The organism is Peptacetobacter sp. AB845 (assembly GCF_047528295.1).
Taxonomy (GTDB): domain Bacteria; phylum Bacillota; class Clostridia; order Peptostreptococcales; family Peptostreptococcaceae; genus Peptacetobacter.
On record NZ_CP180001.1, the window covers coordinates 994374 to 1011437 of the forward strand.

10 protein-coding genes are annotated in these 17064 nt (G+C 29.7%); 5 read left to right on the forward strand and 5 right to left on the reverse strand.

All coding sequences use genetic code 11. The features are described 5' to 3' along the window. Positions 1–47: 47 nt before the first annotated feature. Positions 48–2093: a cell wall-binding repeat-containing protein gene (locus ACK2WO_RS04805; RefSeq protein ID WP_414698556.1), complete on the forward strand. Its 2046-nt coding sequence runs from the start codon at positions 48–50 to the stop codon at positions 2091–2093. 297 nt (positions 2094–2390) lie between these two features. Here ACK2WO_RS04805 and ACK2WO_RS04810 read toward each other — a convergent pair whose 3' ends face one another. Beyond that, positions 2391–3161, reverse strand: coding sequence for a hypothetical protein (locus ACK2WO_RS04810; RefSeq protein ID WP_414698557.1), 771 nt, complete (start codon positions 3159–3161; stop codon positions 2391–2393). Further along, positions 3139–4521 carry an AAA family ATPase gene (locus ACK2WO_RS04815; protein WP_414698558.1) on the reverse strand — a complete coding sequence of 461 codons (1383 nt, stop codon included), beginning with the start codon at positions 4519–4521 and terminating at the stop codon, positions 3139–3141. Before ACK2WO_RS04815 ends, ACK2WO_RS04810 begins: the two co-directional genes overlap by 23 nt. Positions 4522–4785: 264 nt before the next feature. Here ACK2WO_RS04815 and ACK2WO_RS04820 point away from each other — a divergent pair, with 264 nt between their 5' ends. After that, positions 4786–6957, forward strand: a complete 2172-nt coding sequence (locus ACK2WO_RS04820) for a cell wall-binding repeat-containing protein (RefSeq protein ID WP_414698559.1) — start codon at positions 4786–4788, stop codon at positions 6955–6957. Positions 6958–7306: 349 nt separating this feature from the next. On the opposite strand, the gene ACK2WO_RS04825 is transcribed toward ACK2WO_RS04820, so the two are convergent. Further along, positions 7307–9085 (reverse strand): RNA-binding domain-containing protein, encoded by a 1779-nt coding sequence (locus ACK2WO_RS04825; protein ID WP_414698560.1) that lies wholly within the window; start codon positions 9083–9085, stop codon positions 7307–7309. Between the two features lie 391 nt (positions 9086–9476). On the opposite strand from ACK2WO_RS04825, the gene ACK2WO_RS04830 reads away from it, so the two are divergent. Both ACK2WO_RS04830 and ACK2WO_RS04835 read left to right on the forward strand, forming a co-directional pair. Further along, positions 9477–11627 (forward strand): cell wall-binding repeat-containing protein, encoded by a 2151-nt coding sequence (locus ACK2WO_RS04830; protein WP_414698561.1) that lies wholly within the window; start codon positions 9477–9479, stop codon positions 11625–11627. A 143-nt stretch (positions 11628–11770) separates the two neighbouring features. Continuing rightward, positions 11771–12892: a cell wall-binding repeat-containing protein gene (locus ACK2WO_RS04835; RefSeq protein WP_414698562.1), complete on the forward strand. Its 1122-nt coding sequence runs from the start codon at positions 11771–11773 to the stop codon at positions 12890–12892. Between the two features lie 384 nt (positions 12893–13276). On the opposite strand, the gene ACK2WO_RS04840 is transcribed toward ACK2WO_RS04835, so the two are convergent. Further along, positions 13277–15226, reverse strand: coding sequence for a cell wall-binding repeat-containing protein (locus ACK2WO_RS04840; protein WP_414698563.1), 1950 nt, complete (start codon positions 15224–15226; stop codon positions 13277–13279). Positions 15227–15414: 188 nt separating this feature from the next. After that, positions 15415–15573: a hypothetical protein gene (locus ACK2WO_RS04845; protein WP_414698564.1), complete on the reverse strand. Its 159-nt coding sequence runs from the start codon at positions 15571–15573 to the stop codon at positions 15415–15417. A 207-nt stretch (positions 15574–15780) separates the two neighbouring features. On the opposite strand from ACK2WO_RS04845, the gene ACK2WO_RS04850 reads away from it, so the two are divergent. After that, on the forward strand, positions 15781–17034 hold the full coding sequence (locus ACK2WO_RS04850) for a Fic family protein (protein ID WP_414698565.1): 1254 nt from the start codon (positions 15781–15783) through the stop codon (positions 17032–17034). The last annotated feature ends 30 nt before the right edge of the window (positions 17035–17064 follow it).

Genomic DNA, 17064 nt, shown 5'->3' on the forward strand with positions numbered 1-17064 from the left:
AAAAAGAGATGTAACGAATAAAAAAGGAAAACGGAGGTAAAAAGATAATGAATAAGAAAAGATTATCAGTAGTAATGGCAGGAGCAATGCTAGCAAGTAGTGTAGCACCAGTTCTTGCAGCAGAAGTACAGAAAAGTGAAATGCCTGCTAATGAAGCAGGTCTTCTAATAAGAAAGGTTAGAGAAACTTTAAACTCAAAAGTATTTGCTGATAAAGCGGATGATAAAGATGGATTAAATGCTGGTTTTTATGGTAAATCTGTATACTTTGTAACATTAAATGGAAAAAAAGTAGCTTTAGATAACGAATCTTCTCAGGCTGATTTCCAGAGCAAATTAGGTAATGTAAAAGCTGGAGATGTTGTTGAAATATGGTCATATGGATACGAAGAAAAAGACGGTAAATACTATGCTTCAAAAAAATCTGAACCTACATACACAACAGCAGAACTTGAAGAAATAGCAAAAGAATCAAATTTAGGTGCCACTTCTGTATGGAGACCATATATGGGAACTATTTTAGGAAACTCTACTTCAGCTAAAAATGCTGTTAAATTTGATTCAGATACAGGAATACTTACAATAAGCTTTGGAGATGCTGTACATGCTGAAGGTGTTTCTGATATAAGATTAACTGCAGGGGATAAAGAATTAAACTTTGCAAAATATATAAATGCAAATGGTAATGAAATTGAAACTAATGCTTCTACAGGTTTAGGTGCTGTTGCAGCAAATAATTTCCGTGGATTTGCTTTAGCAGATGCTGAAATAGTTGGTATAGATTCTGAAAAAATAGAAACAATAACTGTTACACCTGGTGGAACTAGCTTATCAGTAGAAGATTTATATGATGGCTTAATGTTAACAACAAAAGGTCATGATTTCTTAGCTGAAATGAAATACTATGATAAAGCAGATAGAAATGCTGATTTAGATGTTACTGTTAATCCTGTAAAACAGGTTAATGCAGAGAAAAAATGGTCATTTACAGTTGAATTCCCAAAAGTAGGAAGTTTAGAAAAACAGACTTACACAATAACTGGTACAGATAAAAAGAATATAGATAGATTAAATTCTTGGTTAGTAGCAAGATCTGCAAAAGTTGATATATTAGCAGGAGATAATAGATACGAAACAGCTGTAGAAATAGCTGAAGAATATGCTGAATTAGATGCTGTATATGGTTCAACTAATAAAAATGGAAATATAGTATTAGTAAACGGAAATTCTTTAGTAGATGGATTAGCTGCAGCTCCTTTAGCAGAATCTTTAAATGTTAATAAAGACTCTAAAACTCCAATACTATTAACTGAATCTGACAAATTACCAACAGCTACAAAAGATTACTTATTCAGAGTTCTTAAAAATATAGAATTAGGAAATTTAGAAAATGTTAAAATAAGTATAGTTGGTGGTACTAGCGTTGTATCTAAATCATTAGAAAGAGAATTAGAAGGATACGGATTCGAAGTTGAAAGATTCGGCGGAGATAACAGAGAAGAAACTTCATTAGAAGTTGCTGAAGCAGTATTCAACAATAATAAAGCTTCTAAAGGAAATGCTTATGTAGTAGGTGCACAGGGAGAAGCAGATGCAATGTCAATAGCTCCAGTTGCAGCAGGTGCAGAAACTCCTATAATAGTAGCTAAAAATGGTGGATTATCTGAAGACGCTATAGATGAATTAAAAGGATTTAATGTAACAGTTATAGGTGGAGAAAATGCAGTATCTGCAGCAGATTTCAAAGCTTTAAAAGCTAAAGCTAACTCTATAATAAGAATAGCTGGAGCAAATAGACAGGCAACAAATGCAGCTATAATAAACAAATACTATACTATAAGCAATACTTCAAATGTAATAGTAGCAAAAGATGGACAGAATAATAAAAATGAATTAATAGATGCATTAGCAGCAGCAAATATGGCATCAGAAAAGAAAGCTCCAATAGTATTAGCAACTAAAAAATTATCAACTGCACAGATAAATGCATTAGAATTAAAAGGTAAAAAATCTGAAGCATTATATCAGGTAGGTAATGGTGTAGCTAGAGATGTAGTTAAAGAAATAGCTCAGAGATTAGGATTAACTAACTAATTATAGGGTAAATTTAGTAACTCATTAAAAGTGAATAATTAATTTTACATACATAAAGACGAGGAACTTTTCCTCGTCTTTTCTTTTTACAAAAAATAAAAAAGACAAAAATAGGCTTGCTTTTGTAAGTCTATTTTTGCCTCTACAATCCGTTGCAAACATACGTTCTTGTATAATTCACTAATTTTACTCTACTTATCCTTTAAAAAGTATATTAAAAAAATCAGTTTTTTATCTGCGTTGCATTTTTGCAACACAAATCAAACAAATAGCGGTTTATTGTTGGAAAGATTTCTTTTAACTTTCAGAATCTCTCATACACTTCTCAATAACAACTTTTGCTACATCATTAAAATACCTCAAATTATTTATAAAGAAAACATTCATATTAGAGTATCTCATAAGAGAATTTAAATCCTTCTTTATAAACTTCCAAGAATCATTAAATTTCTTCTCTACTCCAAACTCATCTACAAACTCTACAAATTTTTCCTCCTCACCATCATATAAATCAGAAAAATCTTCTGCCGAGCTAACCTTTTTAGAAGAATCCATATTTCTCTCCCCATGAATAACATGGTCTAAATTACAAGAAAAATAATATATTTCTAAAGGTATATCTCCTAACATTTCACCTTTGATAACTGGCTCAAGCTTTTTAGATTTAAATTTATTTCTCTTCCTTATTCCTTCTACATCACTTGTATAAATTCCTTCATCTTCATATCGAAGCTCTTCTTTATCAGAAGAAAAAACAGCTTCATCCGGAATATAACATCCATCTGTATCAGATATAACTACTATTTTTTTTATATCTTTTTCTGTAATTCCTCTATTTTCTAATAAAAATTTTGTCAACTCTATCTTTATTAATTCAACAAGAGTTTTATTTTTATATCCTTTTCCGTCATTAGAGGAAAGGTCACAACCTACAGTTTTAAAAAGCACTTGATCATTCATCAATTCTGAAATTATAGGCTTTAGTGCCTTTTCATCACTTTTTCCTTCAACAATTAATAGAAAAACTTTCTTTTTAGGCTTTATTTTAGTTTTCTTCTTCGTTGCCATAAAGTTTACCTGCCTTTCTAAATGCTTTTTCTATCCTATAATCTCTAGTTTCATTGTAAACTTCCTCTTCCTGACCACCAAGAAGAATCGCTGAATAGTAAAAATCTCTAATATTATTATTTGAATTGACTCCAGAAAGATAAATGTATCTATTATCTGGATTGATAGTTGTAAAAATAATAGACTTATAAGGAAGTTTTTCAAGAGGTCTTAAATTATGAGATGTAAAAATAAATTGACCTTTTGCCGAATCATTGAATATTTTTAAAATCTCACCAAGCAAATACTCATGAATACCTGAATCAAATTCATCTACTAGAAGACATACAGATTCTTTGTTGTATACCGCAACAAGTGCACTTGTAATAGAAATTATTCTTTTTATCCCTTCTGATTCATACACTAAAGGAATATTTTTACCATCTCTTATGCTTACTATCTCAAAACTTATCCCATCACTTCCATCTTTCATAAGCTGCTCTTTTTCATTTACTATACCTATCTCTAAAGAAGGAACTAGTGATTTTATAACAATATTTATCTGTTCAATAACACTTTTAACACCATCAAATATATTTACAGGCAAAATATTTGGCTTAAATAGATTGATTGCTATTCTTCCTCTTTTTAAACTATCACTATTTTGAAGATATACATTTAGGGAAACAAATTTATCAAGATATATACTTCCCATCGCATCATTTTTTATAATAATTAAATTTTTAATAGAAAAATATTTAAGAACTCTAACAACAAAAAGAAGGTCATCCTCTCCTTTTTTTGCAAGTTCTTCGGCCACTTTATCTTTTGCTCCACTTCCAAAAATTAAAGAAGCATCTGGATTTATCTCATATAATAATTTTGAAAACATATTAGTATCTTTTGAGATAACTTTTTTTACTTTTGAATACGTTATTTCTCCATTCTCTGCTTCAAATAGAATTCTTTTTCTCTTCCATTCATTATCTTCAAATTTTTTTAGAGATAATTTCTCATGATTTATAACATATTTATCGTTATCATCAAGAGATATGTTAAATTCATAATCTATAAATCCTTTGAAATCATCAAATTCTATATAAAAATTGTATTCTAAACGTGCTTTTTTAGAAGTAGTATTAATCATACTTCCAACATAATCTGGTAGATTTTTACCTGTTATAACAGATTTTAAAATATCTGTAGCTTCTAAAATAGTTGATTTTCCAGAACCATTTTGACCATATATTCCAAGAATAGACCCTGATTTTGAGAAATCTTCTTCATTTTTATTATTTGTTGCGTTAATTTTTATAGATCCATGGCAGACATTCTTTATTCCTTCAATAGTAATTCCTACTATACGCATAAATTCTTTCATAAAAATTCCTCTTTCTAAGTATAAAATATTTTTTTGTTTATTCTTTATATTTATAATATCACTTTTTTAGTTTTTTTCATATTTTTTGTATGAATTTAGATGTAAAAAGTATGATTTTTTAAATTTTGTGTTTTGGTTGGGGCGGTGGTCGCGCGCTTCGTACAATAAAACTGTGGAAGAATAAAGAATTGCGTCGAAAGAGCAAGAGAATAGAGAAAAAAAGAGATGTAACGAATAAAAAAGGAAAACGGAGGTAAAAAGATAATGAATAAGAAAAGATTATCAGTAGTAATGGCAGGAGCAATGCTAGCAAGTAGTGTAGCACCAGTTCTTGCAGCAGAAGTAGTAAAAAGTGAACATTCAGCAAATGAATTAGGACTTTTACAGGAAGAAATAAGAAACTTAGTAGAAAAAAATGTATTTGCTAATGAAGAAGAAAATGCACCAACTGGAAAAGATGATGTAAGAAATCAGTCAGTATATGCAGTATTTATAAATGGAAAAGAACAGACTCAGTTAACAGCAAATGCATCTACTCAGAAATGGCAGAATGCATTTAATTCACTAAGAGTTGGAGATTCTGTAAAAGTATATGACAAAGGACACAAAGAAGTAGATGGAAAATTATATCACTATGAAGTAAAAACAGATTATCCAAAATACGATGAGAAATCTTTAAAGGATTTAAAAGATTTACTAGTAGACAATATAGATCCTAATAAAGAAAATGGTAAATTATTTAAAAGTGTTGAATTTAACAGCGTAGGACAGCTTGTATTAGATTTCCATGATGATGTTAAAGTCCCAGGACTAGAATCAGAAAAAACTATAATATTAGAAAAAGATGTATCTAGAAAATTCAAAACTGAAAAAGATGCTAATACAGGAATAACTTCATTAAAATACTATACTGATGAAGCTAGAAAAACAGAAGCAACTTTAAATAGTACAGTAAAACCAGAAGAATTCTATGGATTTGTTTTAGCTGGTAAAGTTACAGATGCAACAGTTATATCTTCAAGTTTAGTAAAAGAATACACTATAACTCCAGGAGGATATAACTTTGATGTAGCTGATTTATATGATGGATTATTCTTAACAGACAAAGGAAATGAATTCTTTGGAATGTTAAAAGATAATATAGCAGCTGGTAGAGAAGGAAAAATAGTTATAAATGATGACGAACTTAACTATTATGAAATAGGTCGTATACAGGATCAGGAAACAATAAAAGCATTAGAAACACAGATATTTAGAAATATAAAAGAATACAATGGAGTATATAGATTTGAAATAAGATTATCTGCAAAAGATGATTTAAAGGCAGAAACATATACAATATCTGGAAAAAATAAACAGGAAGTGGCAAGACTAGCATCTTGGATGTTAAGACCACAGGCAAGAGTAGATAAATTTGAAGGATCAAATAGATATGAAACAGCTGTATTATTAGCAAAAGAATATGCTGGATTAAATGGACAAGTAGTTACTAATAATTCACATGGAAATACAAAAGAAATAAGAGATATAGTACTAGTAAATGGAAACGCTTTAGTAGATGGATTAGCAGCAGCTCCTCTAGCATCATCTATAGCAGATAAAACTTCTAGAAAAGTACCTATGTTATTAACAGAAGCAGATCATTTACCAAAAGCAACTGTTAAATTCTTAAAAGAATTAATGGCAGATCATTTAGTAGGAAATAATAAATCAGCAACAATACATCTAGTAGGTGGAGAATCAGTTCTTAATAAATCTTTAGAAAAAGAATTAAGAGGATTAGGATTTAAAATCGAAAGATATGATGGTGATAATAGAGAAGAAACTTCATTATTAGTAATGGATGCTGTAAGAAAAAATAACGGAAAAGACTCTAAAGCATTCGTAGTAGGAGCAGAAGGTGAAGCAGATGCAATGTCAATATCAGCAGTAGCTGCAGATCAGAAAACACCAATAGTAGTAGCTAAAAAAGGTGGAATATCTGAAGATGCTGTATACGAATTAAAAGGAATGGACACTACAATAGTAGGTGGAAAAACTGTAGTAACAGCAAGAGATGAAAACGCATTAAGAGAAGAAGCTAAATCTGTAAATAGAATATACGGAGATAACAGAAAAGCTACAAATGCAAAAGTAATAGAAAAATACTATAATGAATCTGGATTTGCTGAAGGTGTAGGAAGAGCTCAGAACGTAATAGTAGCAAAAGATGGACAGAGAAGACCAATAGATTTAGTAGATGCATTAGCAGCAGCAAATATGGCAGCAACTAAAAAAGCTCCAATAGTACTAGCTACATCTAAATTATCAAAAGAACAGGAATCAGCTATAAATTCATACGCTAAAGATGCTTACGGATTATTCCAGGTAGGTGGACAGGTTAACAAAGAAGTAGTTAGAACTATAGCTAAAATGTTAAACTTAACAAATAGATAATAAAAACTATATAATGTTTATACAAAAGGCGAGGAAAATTTCCTCGTCTTTTCTTTTTCTTATATATTTCTAATATAATTTCCAGGTTATATTTAAAGTATAAAAAAAGACAAAAATAGGCTTGCTTTTGTAAGTCTATTTTTGTCTTTATAATCTATTACAAACATATGTTCTTATATAATTCACTAACTTTACTCTACTTATCCTTTAAAAATTATATAAAAAAATCAGTTTTTGATTTGCGTTGCATTTTTGCAACACAAATCAAATAAATAATAGTTTACTGTTGCATTTTTGCAACACAAATCAAACAAATAACAGTTTACTGTTGCATTTTATGTTGCAAAGATTAAACTTTTTTTAATATATATCTTGTAGATTTGTTAGCTCCTTCTCTTATTATAAGACCCTTCTCTATAAGGTCATTACAAGCTCTAATACTCATATGTCTAGATATATCCAATCTATCTGAATTTATTCTAGTTGTTGTAAAGCCATCATTTATTATAATCTTTATAATATCCTCCTCAACTTTGCTAATTCTTACATTATTCAAGTTTAAATCTTCTAAAGAAATAATCTTTTTATTTGCATCATTCCCTTTAGATTTCTCTACTACACTATCCAAACTAGAATTACTTTCTTCACAGCAAAATTGCTCATTAACCATATACTTCTTGCCTCTTCCAAATCCTTCTTCAACTAACAATCCTCTATTTACCATACTTCTCAAAAGATCTGAAATATCTTTAGAATGCATATCCAAAATACATTGCACTCTTGCATTACTAATCTCTCCCTCAGTAATTGCTGCAAGAAGAATCTTAACTTCATCAGTATTTAGAGAATCTAAACTACTTCCATATATCAATCTCAATTTTTCTCTATAAACTTCAGGTACAAAAGAAATCATACTCATTTTTAGCACAACCTCATCAATCCTAAAATTTTCCTCAAGTACAGGTTCAGCCCATTTTTGTTCATACCAAGCTTTTAATATTTTAGGAAACCCAGACCCTATATTTTCACCAAAGCCAATAAGTCTAAACATCTTTTGAAGATTCTTATTCCTACACTTAGATATACCACCACTATACACATCAAGTACAGATATTCTAAGATTTCCTGGATTATGGAATTCAAACCTATTCCTAAATCTCATAATTTTAATTGTTCCTTCAATAGAATAATTTCCATGAATAAGTGTATTTACAAGAGCTTCCCTCAGAGCCTGATTTACAGGAGTATCATCTACTCGCACAATTCCCTCAAGTTTAAATGGAATCGGCAAGCCTTCAACCAACTTATTTATAACTTTCATATAGAAATTAAATAAATTATTCTCCCAATTTCCATCTATCGTAACCCTATCTCTATATCTTATCTCAGTATCTGAATCAATCATATTTAGATAATCTAAATTCAAATAAGGAAATTTCTCTCTAATACTAAGACCTTTTCCAAACATCAGAAGTCCTGCAACAGTTACCCAAACTTTTTGAGTATTTCTATCCTTTGCAATAGCTCCAAGTTGCATCAAAAAATCCTCATCAGATAGTTTTATCCAAATATGGTGTAAATTTCTAGATGAGAACATATTTCTATACCGATGAACTGTTTCCATATCAAGATCATCTAAATTATAATTTTCTATAAGTACAGAATCATAATTATCATCAGATGAATCTCTAATCATCGCATTTACCTCACTTACAGAGCACTTATAATCTCCTTCATAATTTCTCTTATATGTCCCATTATAAGGATTTCCATTTAAAAATATTGGTTTATCTGAATAATTTGCTCTTGGAACTTCAATCTTTATTACTTTTTTAGAGTCTATATCTATAACTTCAACATCTCTGTCCATTAAAATATTTTTATTTACTTTATTTCCATTTATCGTATCCCAAAAGTCTTTTAAAACTTTTTCTACAGAATTAATCCCAGAAATACAAAATCTTTCTGCTTCCCCTAATCTTTCTTCTACTCCTAACACAATTGTTCCCCCATTTGTGTTAGCCATTGCAGAATATGTTTCCCACAAGTCTTTAGGAACGCTATTTTTTGCTTTTTTGAATTCTATCTCACTATTTTCACCTATGTCTATAAGCTCAAATATATCCATGTCTACTCCCTCCTTTGAAATATATTCTCTCAATTATCTTTATTTAAATAAGTATTTTTTATTTCGTTGTCTAATCTATTTTAATTATATCATTTTTTTGTGTTAATTTTGAAATTTATTAATTATGTTATGAGTGATTTTAGACAAAAAAACATGTGTTCTTGTTGGTATTACTTTTTGTAAGGCCATTTTTTAGATGATTTTTTGTGTTTTTCCTACATTTATATATGTTTTTTATGATGTGAGTTGATTTTGTGCTTTAGTTGGGGCGGTGGTCGCGCGTTTCGTACAATAAAACTGTGGAAGAATAAAGAATTGCGTCGAAAGAGCAAGAGAATAGAGAAAAAAAGAGATGTAACGAATAAAAAAGGAAAACGGAGGTAAAAAGATAATGAATAAGAAAAGATTATCAGTAGTAATGGCAGGAGCAATGCTAGCAAGTAGTGTAGCACCAGTTCTTGCAGCAGAAGTAGTAAAAAGTGAAACAAGTGCATCAGAATTAGGATTATTAATCCAGAAAGTTAGAACTATACTAACTTCAGAAAAATTTGCTGATGAAACAAAGGCAGATAGAGATAGAAATGGAAATGATTTAGCAGGAAAATCAATATATGAAGTAGAAGTAAATGGTGTTGCTACAGGATTAACAGAAAAATCTACTCAGGATGATTATCAGAAAAAATTAGGAAACTTAAAAGTTGGTTCTAAAGTAGTAATAAAATCAAAAGGTTTCGTTAAAGAAGGCGAAAAATACTATGGAAGAAATGAAGGACATGAAGAATATACAGCCGCTCAAGTAGCTGGGTTAAAAAATACATTTGATACTTTAAAAGCTGGAAATCTAAAAAAAGTTATATCATCAGTTACTCTTGATGGTAATGGACTTACAGTAAAATTTGCAGCAGATGTTAATGCTTCAACATTAAATTTAAAAGAAGGATCTAAAACAATAAAAACTAATGTTTATTTAAATGAATACAATGTTGAAACTGCAATAAATTCTGAAATAGCTGCAAAAGATTTCTATGGATTCCCAACAACTGGAAATGTGGCATATATTGATATAGCACCTTCTACAGTAGAAGAAATAACAATAACTTCTGGTGGATATAGCTTAAACATAGATGACTTATATGATGGATTAATGTTAACAGAAAAAGGACATGACTTCTTCTCTATGCTTAAAGAAGCAGATGCAATGGGAAGAAACTATCATGTAAATGGTAATGCATCAGGAACTACAGGTGAAATAACTGGTCATGCGGCAACAGCTGGAAATTCTACAACTAGACTTGCGAATGTTAACAAAATAGGAAATGCAATAGTTAAAGATGCTAATGGAAACTATGTATTTACAGTAACATTCCCTAAATTTAAACTAGAAGGTACTGATTCTAAAGAACTACCAGCAGTAACTTACACTATAACTTCTAAAGATGAAAAAAATGCAGAAAGATTAGCAAAATGGATGTTAAAACCATTAGCGAGAGTAGACATATTAGCTGGTGACAATAGATATGAAACTGCAGTTAAAATAGCAGAAGAATATGCTGGATTAACTACAGTAGGAGAACAGAATGATTTAAGAATTAAAAATGCAAATATAGTATTAGTAAATGGAAATGCATTAGTAGATGGTTTAGCAGCAGCTCCTTTAGCAGCAGTAAAAACTAATGGTGCTAAATCAGCTCCAATATTATTAACAGAAAAAGATCAGTTACCAAAAGCAACAAAAGTATATTTAAGAAAATTATTATCAAATATACAGATAGGTTCATTAAAGAAAGTAACTGTACACTTAGTGGGTGGAGATGCTGTTCTTAGTCCAGCTCTAGAAAGAGAAATAAGAGGATTAGGATTCGATGTTAAAAGATATGATGGAGATAACAGAGAAGAAACTTCATTAAAAGTAGCAGAAGCTGTAGAAGCTACTAAATCTTCAACTGCTGAAAGAGAAAGATTTGTTGTAGGAGCAGATGGTGAAGCGGATGCAATGTCAATAGCAGCGGTAGCGGCATACAATAAAACTCCAATAATAGTAGCTAAAAGAGGCGGAATATCAGAAAAAGCTCTTTATACATTTGATGAAAATGCAAATGTAGCAGTAATAGGTGGAGAATCTGTAGTATCAGAAGCAGAAGAAAAAGAATTAAAATCAGTATCTAAATCAGTAATAAGATTAGGTGGATCAAATAGAAAAGCAACAAATGCTAAGATAATAGAAACATACTACAAAAGAAATTTAGCAGACGGTAACACTGGTTTCGTAGGTGAACAGGTAGGAAATGGTAAAACTGATCATGTATTAGTAGCAAAAGATGGACAGAGAAATAAAGAAGAATTAGTAGATGCATTAGCAGCAGCTAACTTTGCATCAGAAATAAAAGCTCCAATAGTACTTGCTACAGATAAATTATCACCTGCACAGATAAATGCTTTAGAATTAAACTCTAAAACTTCAACAGCTTTATATCAGATAGGTCATGGTGTAGCTAGAGATGTAGTTAAATCTATAGCTTATGGATTAGGACTTACAAACTAATTAAAACTAAATAATAAATTTCACTTTATAAAAGACGAGAGATTTATCTCTCGTCTTTTTTTATAAAACATAACTAAAATCCTATAGCCCCTATATCTAAAATATAGTAAAATAAAAATATAACTACTCAAAGGAGGCAGAACATGAACAAAAAACTTTCAATACTTCTTGCAGGAGCAATGCTAACAACTTCAACTGCTCCAATACTAGCTCAAGAGCTTCCAAACAGAACTTATGTAGGAAGTCTAGCTGGTGAAAACAGATACGAAACAGCTGTCAAAATAGCCGAAGAATACGCAGGGCTAACAGGTGATACAATAACAAACAATCAAACAAATGCAGATGTAAACATAGTACTAGTAAATGGGAACTCTCTAGTAGATGGTCTTGCTGCAGCTCCTCTTGCTGCTAGTCTTGGAGATGATGCAAATGGTTATAAATCACCAATACTACTTACAGAAGCTGACAAACTTCCAAACGCTACAAAAGCATACTTAAAAAGACTTCTAAAAAATGTATTTGTAGGTAAATTTAAAAAAGTTACTATACATTTAGTTGGTGGAGAGTCAGTTCTTAACAGATCTTTAGAGAGAGAGTTAAGAGGATATGATTTCGATGTTGTTAGATACAATGGAGACAACAGAGAGGAAACTTCTCTAAAAGTAGCTAAAGCCATATCTAAATTAACAGGAGAACCTTCAAATAATATAGCTGATTCGTTTGTAGTTGGTGCTGAGGGCGAAGCTGATGCAATGTCAATAGCTTCAGTAGCATCAGAAACAAAAACACCTATCATAGTAGCTAAAAAAGGCGGAATTTCAGATGAAGCCGTTAGTGAATTAAGCGACCAGAATGTAGTTGTTGTAGGTGGAAAGAGTGTATTTTCTGATTACGAATTAAAATATTTAAACACAGAAGCTTCAAGCGTTACAAGAATAGCTGGAGATAACAGAAAAGCTACTAATGCAGAAATAATAAATAGATACTACAGAAATGAATTTGTAGGTCCCGCAGAAACAGTTATAGTTGCAAAGGATGGTCAGAGAGATAAAGATGATTTAATAGATGCTCTAACAGCAGCTAACATGGCAGCTTCAAAAAATGCACCTATAATACTAGCAACTAATAGCTTATCTAAGGAACAGATAAATGCATTAGAATTAAATGCAAAAGAATCTTACGCACTATACCAAGTAGGTCATGGTGTAGCCAGAGAAGTTGTTAAGACAATAGCTGAATGTATAGGATTAACTAACAGAGACTAAAAGTAAATATTATAAAATATCAAAAATAGACTTGCTTTTGTAAGTCTATTTTTGTATTTATATATTCAAAAAACATATGTTCTCTATTGAAGAATTATGAAGCTAAAAGAATAATAAAATTTGTTAAAATTTCAAAGAAAAATTCATTAAAAAGTATATATAAATATTTTTTTATTACATTAAATATAAGTAAATAAGAGTAAGATAATCTTATTTAACCAAACATTTGTTCTTTATTTTAAAAATATACAAAAATAGACTTACAAAAGCAAGCCTATTTTTGATAAAAAACTTTTAAATAATATATAGAATTTGATAAAAAATTACAACAAAAGGCGAAAAAAAGACGAGGAAAAATTCCTCGTCTCTAGTATATAAATTTAATTATTTTATTACACCAAGTCTTGTAGCTATTGTTTTAACTATATCTCTAGCTACACCATGTCCTACCTGATATACTGCATTTGCAAAATTAGCATTTAATTCTAATGCATTTATCTGAGCATTAGATAATTTGTTTGTAGCTAATACTATTGGAGCATTATTTTTAGATGCTAAAGTTGTTGCAGCTAATGCATCTATTAATTCTGATTTATTTTTCTGCCCATCTTTTGCAACTACTACATTTTTAGCAGCTCCAGCAAAATCATTAGTATAGTATCTAGCTATAATTTCTGCATTTGTAGCCTGTCTATTTGATCCTGATACTCTTGTAACAGCTTTAGCTACAGCTTTTATTTCTTTGTATTCATTTGCAGAAACTACTGATTCTCCACCTATAACAGTTACTTTAACATCTTCTAAAGTTTCTAATGCTTCTTCAGATATTCCACCTTTTTTAGCTACTACTATAGGCTGTCTCTGAGAGGCTGCATATGCTGCTATAGACATTGCATCTGCTTCACCTTCTGCACCTACTACAAATGCATCTTTTCCTTCACCTATTTCTTCTGCAACTAATAAAGATGTTTCTTCTCTGTTAGCTCCACCAAATCTATCTACATCGAATCCATATCCTTTTAATTCTTTTTCAACAGCTTTTGAAACAACTGATGTTCCACCTACTATTTTTATGTTTACTTCATTTAATTTTCCAACTGGAACCTGAGATATTAATTCTTTTAAATATTCTTTTGTTGCAGCTGGTAATTTATTTGATTCTGTTAATAATATTGGAGTGTGTACACCATAGTTTGCTGCTAGAGGAGCTGCTGCTAATCCATCTACTAATGAATCTCCATTTACTAGTACTATTTCCTTATTGTTTATAACTGATTTTATATTAGCTACATCTTTAGCTATTGTAACAGCTGTTTCATATCTATTATCTCCTGCTAATAAGTCAACTTTAGGATCTTTGTTAACTAACCATTTAGCTAAAGTTTCAGCTGCATTTTCATCAGTTCCTGTTACTTTGTATACAGATTTTTTATTAAATGCATCTATAGTTTCTATATGGAATCTATATACACCATGATCAGCCTTTAATTCTCCTGTATAAGGAACGTATAAAGAAGTGTTATCATCATACATCCAAACTTTATCTCCAGCTTCTTTCATTATGCTTAAAAGTTCGTGTCCTTTAGTTGTTAACATTAAGCCATCATATAAATCTTCTACTTTGTAAGCATTTCCACCTTCAACGATTTTTATTTCAGCTATTTTAGTTGCATCTATATCCTGACCTGGATTTTTTTCAGTTACTACTTTTTTAAATCCAACAACTAACTGTGCATTTGCATCTTTATTTTCAAGTTCATATCCATCTTTGTCTATAGGAGCTATAAAGTTAACTCTATCATCTCCTACTTTAAAAGTAAGAACTTTTCCTGTATATAATTCAACATCTAATATGTTTTTAGTTGAATCAAATTTAGCATCTTTTATAACTTTATATGTTCTTTTATCTGAATCATTTTCCATATCAGCTACTATTTTATTTGCTGCATTTATTAAATCTGTTTCAGACCATTTTTTAGCAACTTCAGTTTTTTCAGTTGTTGTTGAGAAATAGTTTCCTTTATCATCAACTCTATGTCCCTGATCCCATAAAGTTATAGTATCACCAACATTTAGAGTTTTAACACTTTCTAAAGTTACATCTACAGGATTTAGACCTTTAGTTAGTTTATATATTGATTTTCCAGCTAAATCTTTATTTTTGTCTGTTGTATGGAATTTTTTTGATTCCATAACTTCTCTTAATTTTGCTGTAAGTAAACCTAAATCATTAGAAGATACTTCATATGATTTAACTTCTGCTGCAAGAACTGGTGCTACACTACTTGCTAGCATTGCTCCTGCCATTACTACTGATAATCTTTTCTTATTCATTATCTTTTTACCTCCGTTTTCCTTTTTTATTCGTTACATCTCTTTTTTTCTCTATTCTCTTGCTCTTTCGACGCAATTCTTTATTCTTCCACAGTTTTATTGTACGAAACGCGCGACCACCACCCACCCAAATACTAAACAAAACAAAAAAACACCGAAATCAATAACAATTTCGGTGTTTTTGTAATTTATTCTATATTATCTTTTAAACATTCTTTACTTATCGGTATCTGAGATACTATTTTATCCTTATTAATTCCTTCTTGATAGAATCTTTTTAAATTAGTTTTATCATATGAAGCATATGCATAATATTTTGTACTTTTCCCTTCACAATTATCCCTCAAAAAATTTATATCCCTTATAAGTAAATTCTTTATTATTTATTTCTAACGTAAAATAATAAAATAATAGATTTATTATACTTATATTCGTTAAAAATTGATAAATTTAACGAATAGAGTACAATTTTGTTTATCTATAGCTTAAAAATATAAATATTTATGATATAATTAATGTTAAGTCACAAATATTAGATAAATAGGGGTGATTCTATGATATACATGAATAAATTATTCTACAATTTAGGAACTATGGATCAGAGAGCAGAAAAACTTGAAGAAAGAAAAAACTATGATTCGACTTTAAAAATAGGTCTAAGCATAAAACCAGAAAAACAAAAGAATAAATACGAATTATATTACGTTCCGACATTAGAAACAATTAATCTTATTAAAAAGATTAATTTATATGATAAGAAAATAGCAAAACTTTATGAAAAATTGCCTAATATAGCTAAAGAAAGTTTTTACATAGATATTGTGAGTTCCGAAATTCAAAATACTAATAATATAGAAGGTGTTGAAAGTAGGAGAGAGGATATAGTTTATACAACAAAAGAAGTTATAAAAAATAAGATAAAAAATAAAAATAATAATTTAAAATTTTTAAGTATTGTAAAATCATATACAGCTATTAAAAATATAAATGATAACTCTATAAATAATGATTCAGCTAAAAAAATAAAAGATATTAGAGATATTAGAAAAATTTATGATAGTATAACCGCAGAGGGAGTTACAAAAGAGAACCTTCCAGATGGAGAACTTTTTAGAAAAGGAGTCGTATACATTCAAGGTAAAAAGGGAACTATACATGATGGTGTGTCTAATTCTGATAACTCAGAGCCAATTATAAAAGAGCTTTTATCAAAATTAATTGATTTCATAAATACTCAAGAGTGTAATCTAATAAAAAATGCAATATTCCATTATTATTTTGGGTATATTCATCCTTTTTATGATGGAAATGGAAGAACAGCGAGATTTATTTCAAGTTTGATTCTACAAGAAGATTATTCTTGGTTAACATCTTGTTCGTTGTCTCAAGGTGTAAATAAGAAAAGAAATTTATATCTTAAAGCATTTGAAAATACTAATAGCCTTGCAATGCAAGGTGAAATGAACTTCTTTATAGATTCATTCTTGGAACTTATCAATATAGGTCAATCTGAGATTTTTGATAATTTATATAATAAGACTATTCTTCTTGAAGCAGCATATAATTTTATTAAAGCAGATGAAAGAGTAACAGTTGACGAAAAAATGTTTAATATTGTTTATTCAGCTGTTCAGATGTATCTTTTTGGGAATAATGATTATATTGAACTTAAAGATATTGAAAGTTTAGCTAATTGTGGAGATACAAAAGCTAGAAGATATGCAAATAATCTTTGTGATATGAAAATTTTGAAGAAAATTTCTCAGAAGCCAATTAGATTAGTTTTAGAGCCTGGATATATAGGATAAAATTATATATGAGGAAAAAGTAGAGTAGGT

Bases quoted from the DNA above. Each gene is read 5' to 3' on its own strand.
- ACK2WO_RS04805 (WP_414698556.1), top strand. From the start codon at position 48: ATGAATAAGAAAAGATTATCAGTAGTAATGGCAGGAGCAATGCTAGCA.
- ACK2WO_RS04810 (WP_414698557.1), bottom strand. From the start codon at position 3,161: ATGGCAACGAAGAAGAAAACTAAAATAAAGCCTAAAAAGAAAGTTTTT.
- ACK2WO_RS04815 (WP_414698558.1), bottom strand. From the start codon at position 4,521: ATGAAAGAATTTATGCGTATAGTAGGAATTACTATTGAAGGAATAAAG.
- ACK2WO_RS04820 (WP_414698559.1), top strand. From the start codon at position 4,786: ATGAATAAGAAAAGATTATCAGTAGTAATGGCAGGAGCAATGCTAGCA.
- ACK2WO_RS04825 (WP_414698560.1), bottom strand. From the start codon at position 9,085: ATGGATATATTTGAGCTTATAGACATAGGTGAAAATAGTGAGATAGAA.
- ACK2WO_RS04830 (WP_414698561.1), top strand. From the start codon at position 9,477: ATGAATAAGAAAAGATTATCAGTAGTAATGGCAGGAGCAATGCTAGCA.
- ACK2WO_RS04835 (WP_414698562.1), top strand. From the start codon at position 11,771: ATGAACAAAAAACTTTCAATACTTCTTGCAGGAGCAATGCTAACAACT.
- ACK2WO_RS04840 (WP_414698563.1), bottom strand. From the start codon at position 15,226: ATGAATAAGAAAAGATTATCAGTAGTAATGGCAGGAGCAATGCTAGCA.
- ACK2WO_RS04850 (WP_414698565.1), top strand. From the start codon at position 15,781: ATGATATACATGAATAAATTATTCTACAATTTAGGAACTATGGATCAG.